This is a genomic window from Bacteroides sp. NSJ-39, assembly GCF_014287315.1.
In the GTDB taxonomy this organism is placed as follows: Bacteria; Bacteroidota; Bacteroidia; order Bacteroidales; family Bacteroidaceae; genus Bacteroides; species Bacteroides finegoldii.
The window spans coordinates 1-20987 of the sequence record NZ_JACOOB010000019.1 but is presented as its reverse complement, the minus strand read 5'-3'; the positions used below and the strand labels follow the sequence as shown (position 1 = coordinate 20987).

Genomic DNA, 20987 nt, shown 5'->3' with positions numbered 1-20987 from the left:
GTGTTAGAGTTTATCAAAATTATCTATGTCACTTTCCACCGTTATGCTGTCCACCACCTCAGATGCGTGACCGTACTGATAGACCAGACCGACAACCGTAAATATGGCTGACAAGTAGGAGCCATACAACATCAGGACAGAGAACAGATATTGTGCAAAGTTCAGTCCGACAGAAGACCCTACTTCACCACCGTCACTCATGGTAAATACCATTTTCACGATATAGATTATATACCACGGTATGGAAACGATTCCCTGCAACACGCTGGCAATAAGTCCCATCACAATAAGAATAAGGAAAACCCCTCCCCAAGTGGCAAATCCCAACCGGAAGGTCTTCCTGAATGCCTCCATTAACGAAATATCCTCAAACAAATAAATCGGAGCCATCAAAGCAAGAGGTATGGCAAATGCAAACAATAACGGAAAAGTGAGCAGTAACGTAAATGGGGTCAACACTGCCAACAGAACTATAATGATAACGGCAAGCAGAAGCAAAAAGCTACAGAACACCCCTATAATGAATAATCTTTTGATATTACGAAGTAATAACGGTTTTATATCGTTAAAGAGAATTCCATTCAGACGTTCTTCCCGTTCAATGTATAACCGGATCATGGCATAAATTAAAGAGGTCAACAACAAGGCTCCCAAAAATGAAAAAAAGACAAGTCCTGCATAATTGAATGCGAACGAAGGTCCGAAAACGGATAACGGATCATCTCCCATTCCACCTGCCGCCTGCATAGCGGTAAGATCCGTCATACCGCCCATCAACCCGCTAAAATTTGCCGCTTGAAGCAAACAGACCGGAAGTATCAGATACGTTACATACTTCAGCAACTGCTTCCAATTTTCCTTTATAAAATCAAAAGAAGCATTCAGCTTCTCACCGAAAGGACGTTTCACATACATCGCAATCTTAGGTTTCTGTGATTCCATGTTTTTTCTTATTTGGTAAATAAATATAGTAGAAAATAATAAATGCCAGTGAAGTGAGAATTACGCCAAGCCTCAACATATCCGGAAGTTCCGTATGACGGGTTATAAACCCTTCTATAAATCCTGCCATTATAAATACGGGGACAGTGCCTATAACTATTTTCAGCCCGCGCTTTGCTCCCCGACGGAAGGATTCAATCCTCGAATAAGTCCCGGGAAACAGCCATCCGTTACCTAAAGCTAGCCCGGCAGCACCTGCCACAATAATTGCCCAGATTTCGAGCGTACCATGCAGCCAGACGGCAAGGGTAGACTCCCAAAGCAAACCGTGCTGATAAAAGAAAGTCTGAAAGGCTCCTATCATAATCCCATTGGAGAGAAGCATATAGCCTGTACCGAAACTGGTCAGCAGTCCCATTGCAAAACAATTGAAAGATACCATAACATTGTTGAGCGTAATCCCCAGAAACATCGGAACTTCATCCGAACCGTTATAAACCGCCATCGGCTCACCATTGGCTATATTGTCCAATGTCATGTCCACATAGCCGTTTCCTAGAATCAAGCGGACGAAATCCGGATCGTTCGCAGCAGACAATACTCCAATCAGTACGCTGGCAACGAAAATAATAAAAGAAACCAGTAACTCGCGATGTGCATCATACATTGTTTGCGGCACTTCCTGCGTCCAAAAGGTGATAATCCGTGTCCACTTCTCGCGTTTGTTCCGATAGATTTCATTATGCAACGCCGAAGCCAGATTATTCAGATAAATAGTGATGCGGGAAGTCGGGAAATGTGTCTGGGCGAATGCCAGGTCAGCAGTCAGGTCTGTATACGCATCCGCAAGTCGGTCGGGAGACAAGCCGACAGCCTGCTCCACAATCTTCTCTGTCTCTTTCCATTTTTCAATGTTCCGACGAATAAACGTAATCTCTTTCATGCTTTTCAGTAAATTCCGGATAAGTTTTGTCCGAAACCAGAAGCAAAAGTAAGAGAATTATAATATATTTGCAACGGAATCCTAAAATGTTTAACCATAAATGGCAGAATCCACGATAATAACCGGACAATTTGTTCGTATCAGCCAAACACCCGCCAGTATTGGTGAACGTCTGATCGCTTTGATCATTGATTATTTTCTGATCGGGCTTTATCTCTATTCTACAATTGCCCTTATTGCAAAGTTACACTTGCCATCGGGATTCAACCTGTTCTTTTTTCTGTTTATCGTTTATCTGCCCATACTCGGCTACTCCTTTCTCTGCGAAATGTTCAATCACGGACAGAGTTTCGGAAAAAGATTGATGAATATCCGTGTGGTAAAGTTGGACGGTTCTACTCCCAGCATTGGTTCTTACCTGCTACGGTGGCTCCTTTTCATAGTTGACGGACCATTGACAAGCGGTTTAGGCATCTTTGTCATCCTACTGACCAAGAATAATCAGCGTCTAGGTGATCTCGCTGCCGGAACAATGGTGATTAAAGAAAAGAACTATCGCAAAATACACGTCAGTCTTGACGAATTCGACTATCTGATGAAGAATTACCGTCCGGTCTACCCTCAATCCGCCGACTTATCATTGGAACAGGTAAATGTGATTACCCGTACACTGGAGTCCGGAGAAAAAGACCGCATACGGCGCATCTCAGCGCTTGCCAAAAAGGTACAGTCACTTCTTTCCATCACTCCGCAGGATGGTAATCAGGAAAAATTTCTCCAGACGGTATTAAGAGATTATCAATATTATGCGTTAGAAGAAATATAGGAAGTTTGTCCGATGACCCTACATATTTACAGCTTAACAACCAGATATACAGTTCCTTTGTTCATATATCTAGAAGAGACACGTTTCGCACGATTAGATACCTTTTTCACCAAAAACTTCTTCATCACCCGCAGAGAATACAGTCAAATAACGGGTTATTGAAAGGAAAAGCACTGCGTGAGCTCAACCTTATGGTCGAAAAGGGCATTCTTAAGACACGGGGAACCGGGAATCGGATAATACACTTAAAGGCTGACAATCAGCAGAATGACCAGTTATTCAGTAATAATTAAGGTGATAATAGAAAATACGTTTTCTTCTATTATCACCCGCTATTGTCACCAAATTTCACCTGGCTATCAATAGATTAAGCCAGAAAAGTGACAAGTGACAATTAAAAGAGGGGTTTATCTCACAGTGAGACCGGACACCGTTTAGTCCACCTGTCCCAGAGAATTTCCGTATTCCATTTCTCCTTGAACCACAAAGAGAACTTCTTCCGGATCGTATTCTCCCATTTCATCCTTTTTGGCTTCTTTCACAATGTAAGCCACAACCTCTTCCAGATCAATATCAACATATCCATCCGCATCGGGCTGAGCATCAAGGATTCCACTTTCAGAGTAATACTCGTCAATCAAATCGAGGAAATAATACAACTCGTCATCCGAGAATTTCTCCTTCAGTTCTTGAGGCAGATAGTTTTTGATAAACTCGATGGTCTTTTCGTCATCGGCATCTGCTAATAAAAAATCTTCTTCCAGTCCCATGATCATTTAAGTATTAAGTGATAGATATTAAGTAGACTGCTTATAACAGCTTCTTTACTTTCTCTACAAATACAGGTTTGCCGACAGCGCCTACTTGCTTGTCTACAATCTCACCATTCTTGAAAAACAATACGGTAGGGATATTACGGATACCATATTCAGCAGGCAAATCGCTATTTTCATCCACATCACACTTGCCGATGATTACCTGTCCTTCAAACTCTGCCGCCAATTCTTCAATAATAGGAGCTACCATTTTGCAAGGGCCACACCAAGGAGCCCAAAAATCTACCACAACCGGTTTTCCTTCTGCAAGGATCTCCTTATAGTTGCTGTCTGTAATTTCTAAAGCCATTTTTTTTAAATATTAAGTATTAATTATTAAATAGTATTTCACTTGCTATTACCGCCACAAATATAATCAATTTATCCCACTTGGATAAACTTTAATAAGAAGTTTTATAATGAATATTGAAAATCAGCAATTTATCTGAGGGGCTCCTATTTTAGCCTAAAAAACTAACCATAAAAACTAATCATTATAGTAATATGGAGCAGATATTTTTTGATTTCAAATTAAACTTTAATTTGTTCGATCCCAATACGAAGAAAGCAACTTCAATTTATGCTGTAGTCTATTTTAAGTGCAAACAGTATAAAATTAATACTGGGGTTAAAGTGTATCCAAGTCAATGGAATAAAAAAGGCAACTGGCTATAATCAATAGTAAACAGACTAAGTTGGATAACTATAACAATACAATTGTGAATAATAAATTAAAACAGATACTCCTTTCTTTTGAGCAAAGTAAACTCTATCTTTGTGAACACATAGAATCTATACCAAACTTATATGAATTACTAAAACAATATATTAACCCCAGTATGGCAACAAAAAAGAAGACAACAAATGGCGTCTCTGCCACTGCTCAAATGAGCCTATTACTCTCCACTGTGGATAAAGACAGCACTAGAAATATCTATCGTGGAAATATCAATGTATTCAAACGATTTCTAGAGGATGAAAATATTACTGATACATGGGAAAAATATTACTGAAGATAACCTAGAAAAATATAAGGAATATCTAATCGGTAAAGGACAAGCTGTGACAACAATCAATAACTGCCTAAGTAGCCTTAAAATATACTTCGGAAGGCTGATAAAGAGAAGAGTATCTGTTTTGACTTTCACACTTCAGGCTGTGATAAAGTTGAAAAAGTAAAAGCCCTACGGAGTAAAGAAGAGAAGAAATCCAAGCAAATACCACTAACAGAAACACAGATTTATGAGTTATACAATCTGGAATTTTCTGGACGTGATGAGGAGGTTCGGGATGTATTTGTAGCGCAATGCTTACTCGGATAAAGAATATCCGACATGCCTAAACTCTTCGCCGGAAATTATAAAAAGATTGATGATCATACAGTTGAAATAACAGTGCAAAAAACTCAGGAACAAGCTGTTATTTATCCGTTTCCTGTAGCTAAAGAGATTCTGAACAAATATAGTCTAAATGGTTTCAAGCATCTGAATATCAACACAAATCCAGATGAGCAGGAAGACAAAAGCCGTGAATATGTCAGAAAAACAGATGACCACATAAAAAAATATGTAAGGATGCAGGGTTCGATGAAGAAATCACCTACACAGAACAACGTAGAAGTAAAAAGACCACTGTAAAGAAAAAGCAACACGAACTTATACATACACACGTTACCCGTCACACTTTTATTACTTTGATGTGTAAAATGGGGGTTCCAAAAGAAACATTGATCATTGCAACCTACAGAAAAGCCCAAAATGATAAATGAAGTGTATTTGCATATTTCTTCTCATGACAAAGCTATGCAGCTAAGCGAGGCTATTGAAACAAATGCCTGTGGAAGTATGTTTGTTACCCACAAAAAGCAAGAGGAGTTGAAAGAAGAAACCGACATATTCAATTATATAAATATCTTACCGGTCGTTTTGTAGATGTCTAACAATTCGTTTTGCCGTTTATATATAAGGTATAAACAATAATGTATGTATTTAGTATAAGTAAATAACACTTTTAACACATTAGCAAAAAGTCATTTAAAAGTGTATATTTCGTAACTACTAAGACACTACGAATATACACAAAAAAAACATATATAAGAAAATGATAACACAAAGACAATGAATGTCATTTTTTGCACATTTTTATCATAGTTAAAAAAATAACATTTTTACCATTTTGTTCTGTTTTATAGTATTTTTGCAAACCAATTAGTAATATTTTAATAAAATGAAAATTTTTCTTTCTATCTTATTTATCTGTAAATCAAGTATAAAATTTAAAAACATCAAATCAAGAGATTCATTTCAAATTTTCATTGATTGTCTTCCGGTAACAGCAAAGAAACCTGTATTTATTTAATTTATAATTTCAAAATGAAAAGATTATTTTTCGGAGTAGTCTTTTTAGCAATCTTAAGTGTTCAATTAATAATGGCGCAATCATTTGTTGTCAAAGGCAAAGTTGTCTCCAAGACAGATGGTATGCCATTGATTGGTGCTTCGGTATTGCAAAAAGGGACTACCAATGGGGTAGTTACTGATATTGACGGTAATTACCAACTACAAATTCAAGGCAAGGACGCAATGTTGAGATTTTCATACATTGGAATGCAGCCTCAAGAGTTTAAAGTCAATGCTCAAACAAATGTTTTAGATGTGACTTTAGTTGATAATACCGAAATGGTAGATGAGGTTGTAGTTGTTGCTTACGGTGTACGTAAAAAAGGTACAATAGCTGGTTCGGTATCAACTGTAAAATCAGAAAAATTAGAAAATGTACCGGCTGCCGGTTTCGACCAGGCACTGCAAGGGCAAACCCCGGGACTTATGGTTGTATCCGGTTCGGGTGAACCCAGTGCAGCCTCCACGTTCCAGATTCGTGGAACAAACTCCATCAACTCAGGCACTTCCCCTCTGTTTATATTGGATGGAGTACCTATTTCCAGTTCAGATTTCAATACAATCAGTCCGAGCGACATCGAATCCATTTCTGTACTGAAAGACGCTTCTTCTACTTCTATTTACGGAGCTCGTGCCGCCAATGGTGTTGTAGTCATCACCACCAAGCGAGGACGTTCAATGGATGGAGCCAAAGTAACTTTCCGTGCACAATACGGTTTTTCACAACTGACCCGTTCCAAATGGAATATGATGAATACAAAAGAACGCATTCAATATGAAAAAGAAATCGGAATAGATGCCGGAAAAGATTATGATGTATTAAGAAGAACCAATGTCAACTGGCTTGACCAGGTATTCAATGACAGCGCCCCTTTGCAAAATTATGAATTGTCGGTAAATGGTGCTACAGAAAAAACAAACTATTTCGTATCCGGAAGTTTCTTTGATCAGGACGGTATCACCACAGGCTCAACTTTTCGCCGGTATAACATGCGTGCCAATGTAGAAAACAAAGCTACCAAATGGTTGAAATTAGGCACAAACTCTATGTTTGCCTACGATGAGACAGAACAGGCCGAGTCCGGAAACGGTTACGCACTGAATGCCCCGATTCCGGCTGCACGCTTTATGCTACCTTACTGGAATCCTTATCGTGAAGACGGTTCGCTTGCTTCCATCAACGACGGAAGCTGGACAGGAACAGGAGAAAACCCGTTGGAATGGATGGCCAATAACCCTGTAAAATATAAGAAATATAAAGTAATGTCTACGCTTTTTGCTGAGGCGACACTATTGGAAGGGCTGACAATCCGCTCTCAATTTGGTATCGATTTTTCTCACCAGTCAGCGTTTATGCAATCATTCCCAAGCTATAAACCGAACAACCTGCAAGGTAGCTCCGGCAGAAGTTCTACGGATATATTGAACCTGACCATTACCAATACGGCTAATTACCGCTTTATGTTGAAAGACATCCATTCTTTCAATTTTATGATTGGACAAGAAGGCGTTGACTTCCGTCAGGAAGGTTTTATGGTAAGTACCAGAGGGCAGAATAACGATTTCCTGACCAACGTCACTTCCGGTACACGTGCTACCAGCTGGAGTGATGTAGCTGCCGCTTATGCATACGTATCTTTCTTCGGTAGAGGTGAGTATAACTATGACGACCGTTATTATGCAGACTTTTCTGTCCGTACGGACGGTTCTTCCCGTTTCGGTGTAGACGGTCGCTGGGCTACCTTTTGGTCGGTAGGTTTAATGTGGAACTTGCGTAAAGAGAAATTCATGCAGAAATACGATTGGCTGACCAACGCACAGGTAACATTCAGTACAGGTACTTCCGGTAACTCTACCATTCCCAATTATGACCACCTGGCTTTGGTATCCGGCGGACTTGATTATATGGGAGAAGCAGGTATCGCCCCTTCTCAAAAAGGTAATGAAAAATTAGGTTGGGAACAGTTATGGACCACCAATATCGGTTTGCACCTGGGATTATTTTCCCGTATCAACTTTGACTTCGAGTTCTATAACAAACGTACTTCCAATATGTTGATGGAAGTTCCTGTATCCTACTCTGATGGAGGTTACTCCTCTCGTTGGGACAACGTTGGCGTGATGGTCAACCGCGGTGTCGAAATGTCATTAAATACCGACATTATCCAAGCAAAAGACTTCACGTGGAATATCAATGCCAATGTTTCTTACAACAAAAATGAGTTGAAAGAGCTGTATAACGGTGCAGATGAATACATTGTAGGTACCACCGCAAGCAAACTGACCGTAGGGCATTCTGTCAGTGAATTTTACATGAACCGCTATGCTGGTGTCAATCCGGCTAATGGTGATGCGTTGTGGTACACCAAAGACGGTGAAGTGACTACTGAACTCAGAGAAGCAGACAAAGTGATGACCGGTAAAAGCTATATCGCTCCGTGGCAGGGTGGTTTCGGCACTACACTGACTTGGAAAGCCTGGTCACTAAATACACAGTTCAGTTGGATGGCCGATCGTTGGCTTTACAACAACGACCGTTATATGGAAGAAAGCAACGGACAATTCTCTATGTACAACCAATCGAAAAGACTGCTTTACGACCGTTGGAAAAAGCCTGGAGACATAACGGATATTCCCCGTCACGGTGTTTATGCACAGCATGATACCCGTTTCTTGGAAGACGCATCATTCCTTCGTCTGAAAAACCTGATGTTGTCCTATACCCTGCCGCAGAATTGGCTGAAGAAGACCAAATTCATCAGCTCTGCGCGTCTTTACGGACAAGCTCAGAATCTGTTGACATTCACCAAGTTTACAGGATTGGATCCGGAAACGAACTCAAACATGTATCAGGCTGCCTATCCGATGTCACGTCAGTTCAGTTTCGGATTAGACATTACATTCTAAAAACATAGTAATCATGATAAAAAAGATAAAGATATATATCACCTTGGCTGCTGTCGCTTTCTCTTCGGTGTCTTGTCTAGACAAATATCCTGAAGATGCGATTCCGGAAGGAGATGCAATCAGAACGGTAGAAGAAGCCAATCAGGCTGTGATTGGAATTTATGCCTACATGAAGAATCCTAATCTTTATAGCGGCTTACTGACATTATTACCCGACTTACAAGCCGATCTGGCTTATGCCGTAGAAGGATACACCAATACATACGGCAACATTTGGCGCTGGGATATCCTGCCTACCAATACAGAAGTGGAGGCCGTTTACGGAACACTAAATGCTCTGATCGGTAAATGCAATTTCCTGCTAGAAAGAATTGCCATATTGGAGCAGGAGGTTGACGATGAAGATTATGAGAAATTACAACAGTTCAAGGGAGAGGCTCTCTTTGCCCGTGCCCTCGCATATTCGGATCTTATCAAGATGTATTGCAAAGCATACGATCCTGCCACTGCCGCCAATGAACTGGGAGTAGTATTGGTATCAAGCTATTCAAACACTGGCACATTGAAACGTGCTTCCTTGAAGGACTCTTATCAATTCGTACTAGACGATCTAGCTCAATCTGCAACTTGCCTCGAACCGGATGAAAACGAGAATGACGAATCTTATTATGATACTCCCTACTTCACTATATATGCAGTAAACGCTCTTTACGCACGTGTTTATCTGAATATGCAAGAATGGGACAAGGCAATTGAGTATGCTTCGAAAGTAATCGACAGCCGTAAATTCAAGTTGTCCAGTACAACCGAAATGATTGATTCCGAAACTTCCTATTATCAGTATATGTGGCAGTACGACCATTCCACGGAAACCATCTGGAAAGTAGGATTCACCACCACATCATATGGTGGAAGTTTAGGACAGATATTCTTCAATTATGATTTCAATTCGTTCAAACCGGATTATGTTCCGGCAGAATGGGTGTTGAATCTGTATGCAGATACTGATTTGCGTGCTACTACTTTCTTCCAGTCTTATAGAACCGGATACGAACACGGTCTGCAATGGCCTTTGCTGGCTAAATATTTCGGAAACCAAGAATTCTATGAACAGAACATCCTGCATGTTACCATGCCGAAAGTATTCCGTCTCTCTGAACAGTATCTGATTCGCGCAGAAGCTTATTGCCAGAAGTCGAATCCTGAATATGGAAAAGGAGCAAGTGATCTTACCACATTACGTCAGGCACGTTATTCAAACTACGGTTCCGCTTCTTTAACGGAAGAAAACTGGTTTAAGGAAATATCAGAAGAGCGTGTAAGGGAACTTTATATGGAAGGCTTCCGTTTGAATGACCTGAAACGTTGGGGGCAACAAGGACTTGTTGACGGATTCACCCGTAAACCACAAGCGAATACGATTGCAGTAGGAAGCAGTCTGAAAGTAGATGCTTCCAATCCTTTGTTTGTATGGCCTATTCCACAACACGAACTGGATTTACCCGGGTCGCAAGTTGAACCGAATGAGAGCAATAAATAAGTAACTAAACAGAATATATGACAATGAAACACTATCTAGCAGGATTATGCACGACTGTCATCATAGGATGCAGCCTGGCAGGATGTGACGAAGATCATGTCACATACGACGGTCCGAATTATGTCATGTTCTCCGATACATTATCGACTATTGCCATTCAGAATAATGACTACCATGATGTATATATATCAGCTACCCAAGCATGCGGTTACGACCGCACCTACGGAGTAGAAGTAATAGACAAGGAGAGCAACGCCATCGAAGGGAAACATTATTCAATCGAGTCCAACTCAGTGACGATTAAAGCCGGTGAGTACTCTACAGCGGTGCGTATCCGTGGTAATTTCGACAAAATTGCAGACACGGATTCTATCGGTGTCACGCTGCGCCTGGTCAATAAAGAACAGATATGGAGCGTATATGGTGATAAGGCACGCGTTGTCTTGCGCAAAGTATGTCCATTCAATCTGAATACCTTCACTCGCTACTGTCGTGTTACTTCTACATATTTTGATAGCCACATGCCGGGTGTAACAGAACGTATCATTATGACCGAACCCGATCCGGAAGAAGAAAATGCAGTCATACTCAAAGATTTCTTCTATAAAGGATATGACATTAAAATACGCTTTAGCACCGAAGATCCGCTCCAACCGCTAATCGACTTGGAGCAAGGTCAGGTGATAGCCAGTACGAATGAAGTTTTCGGAGGACCAATTGGAGATGGTAATCTAAGAATACAGCAACCTGTCAATATGCTTTCTTATTATAATGTATGTCAGCATTATTGTATGTTATATTTTATGCTGTATGCACAAAAGGGAGACGAAGTACAGACAGAAAACACCTATCTGACTATTCTTGAATGGATCAGTGATGCTGAAGCCGGAGTTAAACCGGAAGAACCATCAGATGAGAATAACTAAATAAACGGAAATTCAAATGAGTATGAAAAATATAAAATGGCTCTTGGGAGCATTTTCAATGCTGCTGGCTATGACTACCTTTACTGCTTGTTCGGATGACGACGACAAACTGGAAGTTCCGGTATTCCCGGAATCGGTAGTACTTAATTGCCAGCCGGGAGAGAATGAGCCGGCCGAGTTGGTATTTACCGCCAACCAGCCTTGGACACTCGCTTCTTCCAAATTATGGTGCAAATTCTCTGTAGACGGTGAATTGCAGAATTCATTGGCCGGTAAGGCGGGTGAACAGAAGGTGCAAATAATCGCTACAGACGATGTGTGGAATTTTGAAAATTCTTTGGCTGAAATCACATTATCAATGGGAGGGCAGACGCAAGCGATTGCTGTAGTGAACCGTTCTGCCAATACACGCGATTTAAAGATGTATCAGGACATCGAACATCCTTTCGGAGAGGAAAATCCGGCTACATTGAAATATTCAGTTGTAGGAATCAGTTTGGAGAACATCAGCGTAGTTGCGAATTTTGATTGGGAAATACAAAGATATCCGGAATGGATCTCCATCGATGGCAAATACAGAGTAGGGAAAGCCGGAAAGACATCTGTTATTGCTCTTGATTTTGCTGAGAATGCAGATGTGAGATATCCGTTAGAAGCAGGAGATATAAATAACAAAATTGTATTCGTAAATAAGGACGGACAAGAATATTCTATCGAGATTCCGGTTGCGTATGAAGGAATGCCGGAAGATGCTGTGCAGTTCCCGATGAATACGTATGGGTGGACTTTTTCACAGGATGGCAACCAATATTGGACTGCCAGTTTATCCGGTGAAGAAGTGGAGAAAAAAGAGGCCCCAATGAAATTACAGGTTATTACCCGCGATGATGAATATAAAACGGTATGCCTTTCGTTTGATGAAAAATGGGGGTATACACCGTTGGACGAATCTACTTGGATCTATCCAAAAAAAGACGAACAAGACGTCCGCAATATTTCTATATCTGTCAAATCTAATGAAGAGGATATGATGACCGGTAATAGCGGAGACCCTCGTAAAGGAATGGTGTTAGTGCTTCCATCTAAAAAATATGAAGAATTAGGGGGAGATATGTATAATCTTTTCGATGATTTAGACGGTTTCTTTGAATTAAAAGCGCAATACACTCCATATATTTTAGTAGACTTTACTCAAGAAGGTAAAGCGGCGATAGAAAAGGGTGGATTTATTATTGAAGGTTTGCCTGAAGGTGAAGATCCTGTGAAAGTAGAAGTCGATCCAGATAAGTATGGTACATCGAATGTTTGGGCGGTTGCTTTGGATCATATACAAGCTTATGAAAACCTCCAAGTAACGGTAGCCGGATGTGATATTATTATGCCAGAGTGTGCAAATCCATGGACAGGTGCAAGTATTGAATCATGGGGTGGCAATATGTGGGGATTGACAGTTCCGGCATATCCCGAAGTACAAACACCACCTATGGTTGTGACCATCAAAGAGTATGCACAAGATGATATGAATATGGAACATGGAGAAATCGTAAGCGTACTTTTGATTGAACAGTATTAATGCTTAGTTAAAAAAGATATTTTCAAATTATGAAATTAAAATCATTCTTTTCAAAACTGAATATAGTCACAGTTATTGCCCTGCTCTGCACAGTGGCAATAACCGGATGCTCCGATGACAACGAAGAGATGCAGGTAGGCAACGGCTATGTGCAGTTTAAACTCTATAAGAGTATTGAAGATGGGGAGGAGTCTGCCACTCGTGCAACTACTGATAAATTGGATTTCTTGAATGATGCCAAGAAAATGCAGGTTGTACTTTTGCATAACAACACAACTATTACTCAAAGTGTTCCTCTGAATGCTTATAACGATCAGTTGGCAGAATATGGCTTGCGTAGCGATAAACTAGAGTTGCTTCCGGGAGATTACAAACTGATCGGTTATTACCTGTTCAACAAAGTGGAAGAGAAAATATTCTCTGGAGAACCGGCAGAGCCTACCACTTTCACCATACAGACAGGTGGATTGATCGTACAGGACATTTATGTGAAAGCTGTCAACAGTGGTTTGGTAAAGTTCAAATTAGTGAAAGACTTTTATGAAGGCACTTCTGAAAATACACGTGCTGGAGGAAACGGAGGTGGAAAGACGTATCTTTTCTCTGAGATAGCTAAAGTGGATATCAAAGTAAGAAACCTTTATACGCAGCAGGACAGCACTTTCACCAACTTGAAAGTGAAATATAAAGAGGGATTTGATGGTACGGAAGCCGGAAGTCCGGGAATGGCAGTCGGCGTTATCGACACATTAGTTACTTTAGAGGCCGGTGAATATGAAGTCATCTCATACACTACTTACAATAAGACAAGTAAAATACCTTTGGAATCGACTGCATCACTGAAAGAAAACAGTTTTATTATCAAGGAGGGTGAAGAGACCCATGCAGAAGTTCCGGTGAAAACCAATCGTCTGGCTGCAGATATCCAGGATTATTATGCTTTGAAAGCGATTTGGGAAGCTTTAGGAGGAAAGAACTGGTCGTTCAATGGCGAGGGATATCCACGTGGTACCAACTGGGACTTTAACAAGGAAGAAGATATGTGGGGAAATCAGCCGGGAGTCGCAGTGAACAGCGAAGGTCGTGTAACAGCCTTGAATATCGGCGATTTCAATCCCAAAGGAGTTGTCCCCAAAGAGCTCGGCTTGCTTACCGAACTTACAGTCTTGACACTCGGTTCTCATAACGACAAGATCGGCTCTATCAGTCCGCAAATGAAATACGGAGCGGAAGCCGCTACTACTTATCTTGAGGAGACACGTAATGACTATTACAATAAGTTTTTGAAAAAAAGTCCGTACGCCAACTTCTCTGCAACATTGCAACCGGATTTCAAAGTTGAGGACTTGAAGAAAAACAAGACTAAAGAGACAAATATCATGCCGGCAGATGTGCAGCCGGGTGACTATACAAATGGTATTACCGGATTTGAGGATGGAGATAACATCTTTAAGAATCTGACTAAACTGCGCCAGTTCTATATTGCCAACGGTAAGATTAGCTCATTACCTTCTTCTATGAAATACTTGGAAGAGTGCCGCGACGTAGAAATTTACAATTGCCAGAAAATGACAGAATTCCCTGAGGAATTAAATGAATTGAAGAATCTGGAAGCATTGAACTTGGCCATGAACCCTCAGTTTTCAAGTGAAGAGTTATTGGATGGATTGAAGAGTCTGGCAACATCAGATGCCGGAAAGAGTATACAAATCTTATACTTGGGTTATAACAACCTGACAGAAATTCCGAAAGAATTTGCTGAGATGAAAAAGTTGTCCAAGTTGGATTGCGTACACAACAAAATCAAAACCCTTTATCCGATGGGTGCTGATATCGATTTAACGCAACTGACCATGGACTATAATGAGATTGAAGAAATTCCGGATAATTTCAGCGGTATCAACAACATCGAAACATATTCATTCTCTCACAACAAGCTGAAAGTATTGCCCGATATGTTCGATGCCAGCTCCATTTATGTCATGAGTTCTGTCAATTTCTCATACAACGAAATAGCAAGCATTGAAAATGATGGCAACGGCTATAAAGGGATCAATGCCTCTACGATAGACTTATCATACAACAAGCTGACTAAGTTTCCGGGGGCCATCATTCAGGCGGGTTCTCCGGTAAGTTCGTTGACTCTGGCAGGAAATCAGATTTCCGAATTTCCTAAAGGAGCTTCAAAAGGTCCGAGAGCCAATATGCTGAATACACTCGATTTGACTTTCAACTGCCTGACTGAACTACCGGAAGATTTCTCTACCAACTTCTACTATATAGTACAGATGGATTTAAGTTACAACCGATTCAATAAGTTCCCGTTCGAGGCACTGTATATTCAGACATTGCGTTCTATCGCAGTCCGTCATCAACGTGACGCGGACGGTTATCGTTGCATGAAAGAATGGCCTACCAATGTAGCTACCTGCCCGGTACTGCAACGTCTCTTCTTAGGTGGTAATGATATCGGTGAAGTGCCCGAAACTGAGGAAATCTCTTACCGCATTTACATACTCGATATCAGCGACAATCCGGAAATCGTAATTAACATATCAGCCGTTTGTCCTTATATCACTGCCGGAATGTATACATTGATTTACGACTCTTGGCAGAATATCCGCGGATGTCCTGCATTAAAGTTGGAGAATAAATAAGTTGTATTGCAGTAAAATAGAATTTTATGAAGAAATATATAGTAAAACTGACTTTAGGCTTGATGTTGTCTGCTGCTTTCATTACGGCTTGCACAGACGATGATGACGATGATCAAGCAATTGCTTTCGGGCTGAGTACGGAGGAACTGGTTTTTCCGGAAAATGGCGGAACAGAGAGTGTGACAATTACTGCTGCCAATACCTGGAATATAAATGCAAACGCATCCTGGTTGAAGATTACACCGGCAAATGGTATGGGAAGCGGAGAGTTCACCGTTTCAGCAGATGCATCGGTATTGGCAGAACCGAGAACAGCCTCCATCCGTATAGAAGCTTCCGGAGAGATGCCTAAGACCATCAAACTGACCCAGATGGGATATCAACTGGGAGTGTATCCTTCCACCACTGATACGCTGATTGAAAATTCGGCACTAAAAGACAAGCGTTTCTTTGAACTGTCTGTCGTAACCAACGTGAGATTTAGCGTAGAAATAAAGGAAGCTATTTTGGATGAATCCGGAAACGACACCGGTGAAATGGGCGAAAAGGCCAAATGGCTCTCTACGACTTACAAAGAGAAAGATTTGAATCTTGACTATGGTCAGCGCCCGGTTGCCGCCAAACTGCGCTTTGACTGGAATGTCAATGTAGAAGACCAGAAACGTGCGGCTAAAATTGCTTTCAAATTTACAGACAATGACGGAAATCCTCAGGAAACGGTTGTGACGGTAACGCAAAAAGCAGCTCCTACCATTACGGACAACCGTGCAGGAGACTCATTGGCACTGCTGATTATCAGCGAACGTCTGAATGTGATGTCGCCTTGGGACGGTAGCCGCAATATGAGATATTGGAACGGTGTAAAACTTTGGGAAAATACCGATCAGGAGGTAAAAGATAATCCTCAAATGAAAGGTCGTGTGCGTTCCGTTCTCTTTAGTATGTTCCATACGGAAGAATCGGTTCCTGCTGAAGTCACCCATCTGAAATATGTAGAAACATTAGAATTCTTCAGTAATGTGAATAACGGATTGAAGAGTATCAAATTAGGAAATGAAGTCTGTCAGTTGGAATATCTGAAAAATCTGAGGTTGGATGCTTATGGCTTGACGGAATTGCCTGATATCAACGAATTAAAGAAGCTGGGAGACAAATTGGAAGTTTTAAGTCTGTCCAGCAATAATTTCAACAAGATACCGGCTGTGCTCAATAAAGAGATACTTCCGAACTTAAAAGTGTTGAAAATGAATGCCAACAGAAGAAGAGACGTTGTTTCCGATCTGACTACGCTGGATAAAGATAAGGATGGCTTATATTTGGATTTGAACAGCTATGCAGATAAACGGCGCTTCATGGAAATACTGGCATGGGAATTGGATACTTTACAACTTTCCAATAACTATATCGAGGGTGAATTGCCAACTGATAAAGATCTGTCTGACTCCGGATTGTTTGATCTCTATACAGAGGAAGATATTAAAGCATCCCACAATACAGGAGATAAGAAAGATGAATTACCTGAAATTCTGGTAGGTACACCGAAGGTAATGTTCAAGACCAAGGGATTTACTGTCAACCTGAACTATCTGCATGGTGAAATTCCCAATTGGGTTCTGCTTCATCCTCAAATGGCTGACTGGAACTCATTCACTTTCATCTTTACTCAAGAAGATGCAAAGAGTGATACAAAAGGAAACCTCCCGGGCTTTGTCAATATACCGAAAGATTTTGAAGAATATTACAAGTTGTATCCTAACAAACGCCCGACTTGGGAAAATTAAACAGTTGAAGAATTATGAAAAAGATATACTATAAAATAGCGATTTTGTTTACTGCTTTTTTCGTGTCCTGCACAGACACGGAAATGGTAACAACGAATGACCTGACTACTCCGGTAACTTCCATTCCGGCAGATGCATGCCGGGGAGAATTGTTAATCAAGTTCAAACCGGAAGTTGCTGATTTATTGGATCAGGCACAGACACGTTCAGAACGAGGTGTGATGACTCGTTCCAGTATTCCCACTGTAGATGAAGTGCTGGATGTTGCAGGCGCTTATCATTTTGAACGTATTTTCCCGGTAGATGTACGCCATGAAGAACGTACTCGTAAAAGAGGGCTTCACCTTTGGTATCTGGTACGTTTTGATAAGGATGCGGATTTGCAGAAAGTAGCTCAAGACCTGTCCAATGTTGGAGAAATTGCAGCTATCGAATACAACCGCACTATAAAGCGGGCTTACAACACTCAAAAGCGTCCTTTTATGCTCGACGAGCAAACCAAACGTGCCATTGCCATGTGTACAAGTGAATCAGCCGAAACACCGTTTGATGATCCGGGACTGGCTTTGCAATGGAGCTACATCAATAACGGAACAATAAAAGAAGCCAAAGAAGGAACCGTAACGGTCGGTGCAGACGTAAACTGTAAAGAAGCGTGGAAAAAATGTACCGGTGATCCGTCTATTATCGTTGCTGTTTTGGATGAAGGAGTAATGTACACTCATCAAGACCTGGCTCAAAATATGTGGAAAAATCCGGGAGAAGATGATGTTACTTCTCTTATAGATAATGATGGGAACGGATATGCAGGAGACGTATACGGCTATAATTTCGTATCAGGAAACGGGTATATATCCTGGTCGGAAGCTGCGGATACCGGACACGGTACACATGTTGCTGGAACAATCGCCGCTGTCAACAACAACGGAATAGGCGTATCCGGGATAGCAGGTGGTGACGGAACAGACAATTCGGGTGTGAAGATCATGTCTTGCCAATTATTTTCCGGAGATAAAGGAGTGACTCTTTTTGCTGAGGCTCAAGCTATCAAATATGCGGCAGATAACGGTGCTGTTATTCTGCAATGTAGCTGGGGATATAACTCCGGACGTTCCAACGCCATGAATTATACTCCGGGACCTACAACAGATGAAGAATGGGCATCCACTACCCCATTGGAAAAGGAGGCATTAGATTATTTTGTCAACAATGCCGGTTCTCCGAACGGAGTAATTGAAGGCGGAATCGTAGTCTTCGCAGCAGGAAATGAATTTGCTCCGATGTCTTCTTATCCGGGAGCATACAAAGACTATATCTCAGTCGCCGCAACAGCTGCCGATGAAACTCCGGCTTGTTACTCCAATTACAGCACAGGAGTTGACATTTCGGCTCCCGGTGGTGACAGTTGGTATCATTGCACTGAATATGGTTCTATACTCTCTACCCTCCCGGGAAGAGGAACTGCTACACCCGATGAGAATGGATCTACCTCAACCTATTTCGGTGATAACTATGGATACTACGAAGGGACTTCGATGGCATGTCCTCATGTGTCAGGCGTAGCTGCTTTGGGATTGTCTTATGCAGTGAAACTCGGCAAGCACTTCCGCGCCGAAGACTTCCGGAAATTATTATTGAAATCCACACAACCGATTACTTATTCCGATGAAAGCAAACTATATTACGAAAACTGGTCGGTTAACGGAACTAATCATCCTACCCGTCTTCAGTTAAGTGATTATGTCGGTCAAGTAGGCGGCATGATCGATGCAGCTCTATTGTTGAATAACATCGAAGGTTCTGGTGTAGACATGAAAGTGCCCAACATTTATCTGGGAACAGGCAAGACGACAATCATTAATTTGGCTACTTATTTTAAACCCGGAAATGCAGACTTCACTTGTCAGGTAGCTGACGAAACGGTTGCGACAGTGACTGAAATAGCTCCCGGCAAATATACAGTAAAAGGATTGAAATCTGGTTTGACTAAGGCTGTAGCCACCGCCAAGCTAAATGGAGGAAGCGCTACCACTCAAGAGTTCTATATCACTGTGCGTACCAATGCCGGTGGCAATGGCTGGTTATAAATTGATTCTATCGCAAAAGGACGGATATGAAAAATATTCATTAATCACTTTTCTGCTGATATGGATTGCTACGCATTGTGCCAATGCACAGGAAAAAATCTTGCAGTTTGTTACCGGACAAGAGATCAACATCGGTACATTGTCCGAGGATGATGAAGCATCCGCTTATCGTTTTGTTTTTCACAATTCAAGTAAACGGAGCATCAAACTTACCAAGGTGACTACAACCTGCGGATGTACAGCTGCCCAATTTACACAAAAAGAGTTGAATCCGGGTGAAAAAGGTGAGATTGTACTCACCTATCATCCGGACGGACATCCAGGAAAGTTATATACCCGTGCTTTTGTGTATACCGACCAGTCTTCTTCAACTCCGGTAGCAGAACTTGTGCTGACAGGCATGGTCACTCCTTCCAAAAAGCAATGGAGAAATTTTCCCTATAAAATGGGGGATTTGAGACTTAGAAGAAAAGTGGTCCATTTTACAGAAGCAGGTCCTGAAGGCATTGCCGCCGAACGTCTCACCTGTATAAATAGTGGGAACAATCCGCTGACGGTAACAGCCATGAAAATCCTGCTCCCTGATTATGTAACCGTAACAGTAGAGCCTGAAGTCATACCGGCCGGAATGGAAGCGAATATTTTCATCAAGGTAAACAAACACCTGATACCTCAAGGCCTAAAATATCCTCTAAAGTTTCCGGTCATTCTGGAAGGAATCAGCTCCATGCCCTCAGAACGCACAGTTACCGTGTCTATAGAGAATGGATTTTGAGAATAGAAACTAGTAAAGAAACAAGTAAAAAAGAAAAGTAATGAACGTATTTTTTAAAATGCTGTTATGTACCATGTTACTCGCCACATTTGTAGCCTGTAATGATGACGATGATGTAAAAGACGCAATATTGGAAGTAAACTATAAGAATCTCAACGGTACATGGCGTTTGAGTGAATGGAATGGAAAGGAAATGAATGACGAACTTTATTGCTATATCACCTTCGACCGGAAAGAACATACTTATATAATGTATCAAAACCTCAATAGTATGTATTCACGAAAACTGACTGGTTCATTTTTGATAGAAGAAAAAGAAGATGGCTTTATTCTGAGTGGTACATATGATTTTGGTAAAGGTGATTGGGCTAATAAATATATAGTGACTGAAATGTTGGACAATTCAATGAAATGGATTGTTAAAGATAATCCGGAAGATATTTCAGTATATGTACGTTGTGACAAAGTCCCCGATGATATTTTGACAGGAACTCGTTCTCTGAAATAAAGTCATCTATTAAATTATATCTATAAAAAAATTATAGATATATTAAAACTAGGATTTTACAAATATCTGTAAGAAGTTGTATTGTTATAATATAATTCTTGCAGATATTTTATTTATCGACTAATATACTGCAATCTTTGGTCAAATCCGCCCCAGTTATTGATGAATTAATGAACGTACACAATGTATTTAACGTGAGTTCGAAATAAAATTAGAAAATAGACAGTTGTCCGTCATTGACAAAATTTACGTCAATGGCGGGCTTCTTTTCAAAAAAGCAGTATGCCGCGATAGCCGACAAGGAGTTG

The 20987-nt window shown here is 41.0% G+C and carries 17 protein-coding genes; 13 read left to right on the top strand and 4 right to left on the bottom strand.

The genetic code is table 11. From position 1 onward, the window contains the following. Positions 1–3: 3 nt before the first annotated feature. Complete coding sequence (locus H8S63_RS16800; protein WP_186927442.1) at positions 4–942, bottom strand: hypothetical protein; 939 nt, start codon at positions 940–942, stop codon at positions 4–6. Beyond that, a complete protein-coding gene (locus H8S63_RS16795; protein ID WP_186927441.1) occupies positions 923–1885 on the bottom strand; it encodes a stage II sporulation protein M in 963 nt (320 codons plus the stop codon). The genes H8S63_RS16800 and H8S63_RS16795 overlap by 20 nt, the downstream gene beginning before the upstream one ends. A 100-nt stretch (positions 1886–1985) precedes the next feature. Between H8S63_RS16795 and H8S63_RS16790 the strand changes: the two genes are divergently transcribed. Next, entirely contained in the window at positions 1986–2711 is a 726-nt protein-coding gene (locus H8S63_RS16790; protein WP_143865233.1) for an RDD family protein, read from the top strand. A 434-nt stretch (positions 2712–3145) separates the two neighbouring features. Here the strand turns inward: H8S63_RS16790 and H8S63_RS16785 are convergent, their stop codons facing one another. Both H8S63_RS16785 and trxA read right to left on the bottom strand, forming a co-directional pair. After that, a complete protein-coding gene (locus tag H8S63_RS16785) occupies positions 3146–3481 on the bottom strand; it encodes a hypothetical protein (RefSeq protein WP_007767155.1) in 336 nt (111 codons plus the stop codon). Positions 3482–3521: 40 nt separating this feature from the next. Next, on the bottom strand, positions 3522–3836 hold the full coding sequence (gene trxA / locus H8S63_RS16780) for a thioredoxin (protein WP_004299247.1): 315 nt from the start codon (positions 3834–3836) through the stop codon (positions 3522–3524). A 409-nt stretch (positions 3837–4245) separates the two neighbouring features. Here trxA and H8S63_RS16775 point away from each other — a divergent pair, with 409 nt between their 5' ends. From H8S63_RS16775 to H8S63_RS16720, 12 genes are all read left to right on the top strand, one after another. Next, positions 4246–4539 (top strand): hypothetical protein, encoded by a 294-nt coding sequence (locus H8S63_RS16775; protein WP_186927440.1) that lies wholly within the window; start codon positions 4246–4248, stop codon positions 4537–4539. A gap of 321 nt (positions 4540–4860) precedes the next feature. Further along, entirely contained in the window at positions 4861–5163 is a 303-nt protein-coding gene (locus H8S63_RS16770) for a hypothetical protein (protein ID WP_186927439.1), read from the top strand. A 120-nt stretch (positions 5164–5283) separates the two neighbouring features. After that, positions 5284–5457, top strand: coding sequence for a hypothetical protein (locus H8S63_RS16765; RefSeq protein WP_186927438.1), 174 nt, complete (start codon positions 5284–5286; stop codon positions 5455–5457). A 441-nt stretch (positions 5458–5898) separates the two neighbouring features. Further along, positions 5899–8832: a TonB-dependent receptor gene (locus H8S63_RS16760; protein ID WP_186927437.1), complete on the top strand. Its 2934-nt coding sequence runs from the start codon at positions 5899–5901 to the stop codon at positions 8830–8832. 13 nt (positions 8833–8845) lie between these two features. Further along, positions 8846–10372, top strand: a complete 1527-nt coding sequence (locus tag H8S63_RS16755; RefSeq protein WP_186927436.1) for a RagB/SusD family nutrient uptake outer membrane protein — start codon at positions 8846–8848, stop codon at positions 10370–10372. 23 nt (positions 10373–10395) lie between these two features. After that, positions 10396–11298, top strand: a complete 903-nt coding sequence (locus H8S63_RS16750; RefSeq protein WP_022275999.1) for a DUF4984 domain-containing protein — start codon at positions 10396–10398, stop codon at positions 11296–11298. A 22-nt stretch (positions 11299–11320) separates the two neighbouring features. Further along, positions 11321–12871: a DUF5003 domain-containing protein gene (locus H8S63_RS16745; protein ID WP_186927435.1), complete on the top strand. Its 1551-nt coding sequence runs from the start codon at positions 11321–11323 to the stop codon at positions 12869–12871. A gap of 29 nt (positions 12872–12900) precedes the next feature. Continuing rightward, positions 12901–15528, top strand: a complete 2628-nt coding sequence (locus tag H8S63_RS16740) for a DUF4458 domain-containing protein (RefSeq protein WP_186927434.1) — start codon at positions 12901–12903, stop codon at positions 15526–15528. A 26-nt stretch (positions 15529–15554) separates the two neighbouring features. Further along, the gene (locus H8S63_RS16735; RefSeq protein WP_186927433.1) at positions 15555–17309 is read left to right on the top strand and encodes a BACON domain-containing protein; all 1755 of its coding nucleotides are present in this window, start codon (positions 15555–15557) and stop codon (positions 17307–17309) included. 14 nt (positions 17310–17323) lie between these two features. Beyond that, on the top strand, positions 17324–19396 hold the full coding sequence (locus H8S63_RS16730; RefSeq protein ID WP_186927432.1) for a subtilase family N-terminal domain-containing protein: 2073 nt from the start codon (positions 17324–17326) through the stop codon (positions 19394–19396). Further along, positions 19383–20171, top strand: coding sequence for a DUF1573 domain-containing protein (locus H8S63_RS16725; RefSeq protein WP_186927431.1), 789 nt, complete (start codon positions 19383–19385; stop codon positions 20169–20171). The genes H8S63_RS16730 and H8S63_RS16725 overlap by 14 nt, the downstream gene beginning before the upstream one ends. Positions 20172–20211: 40 nt before the next feature. After that, the gene (locus H8S63_RS16720; RefSeq protein ID WP_022275994.1) at positions 20212–20679 is read left to right on the top strand and encodes a lipocalin family protein; all 468 of its coding nucleotides are present in this window, start codon (positions 20212–20214) and stop codon (positions 20677–20679) included. Positions 20680–20987 lie beyond the last annotated feature (308 nt).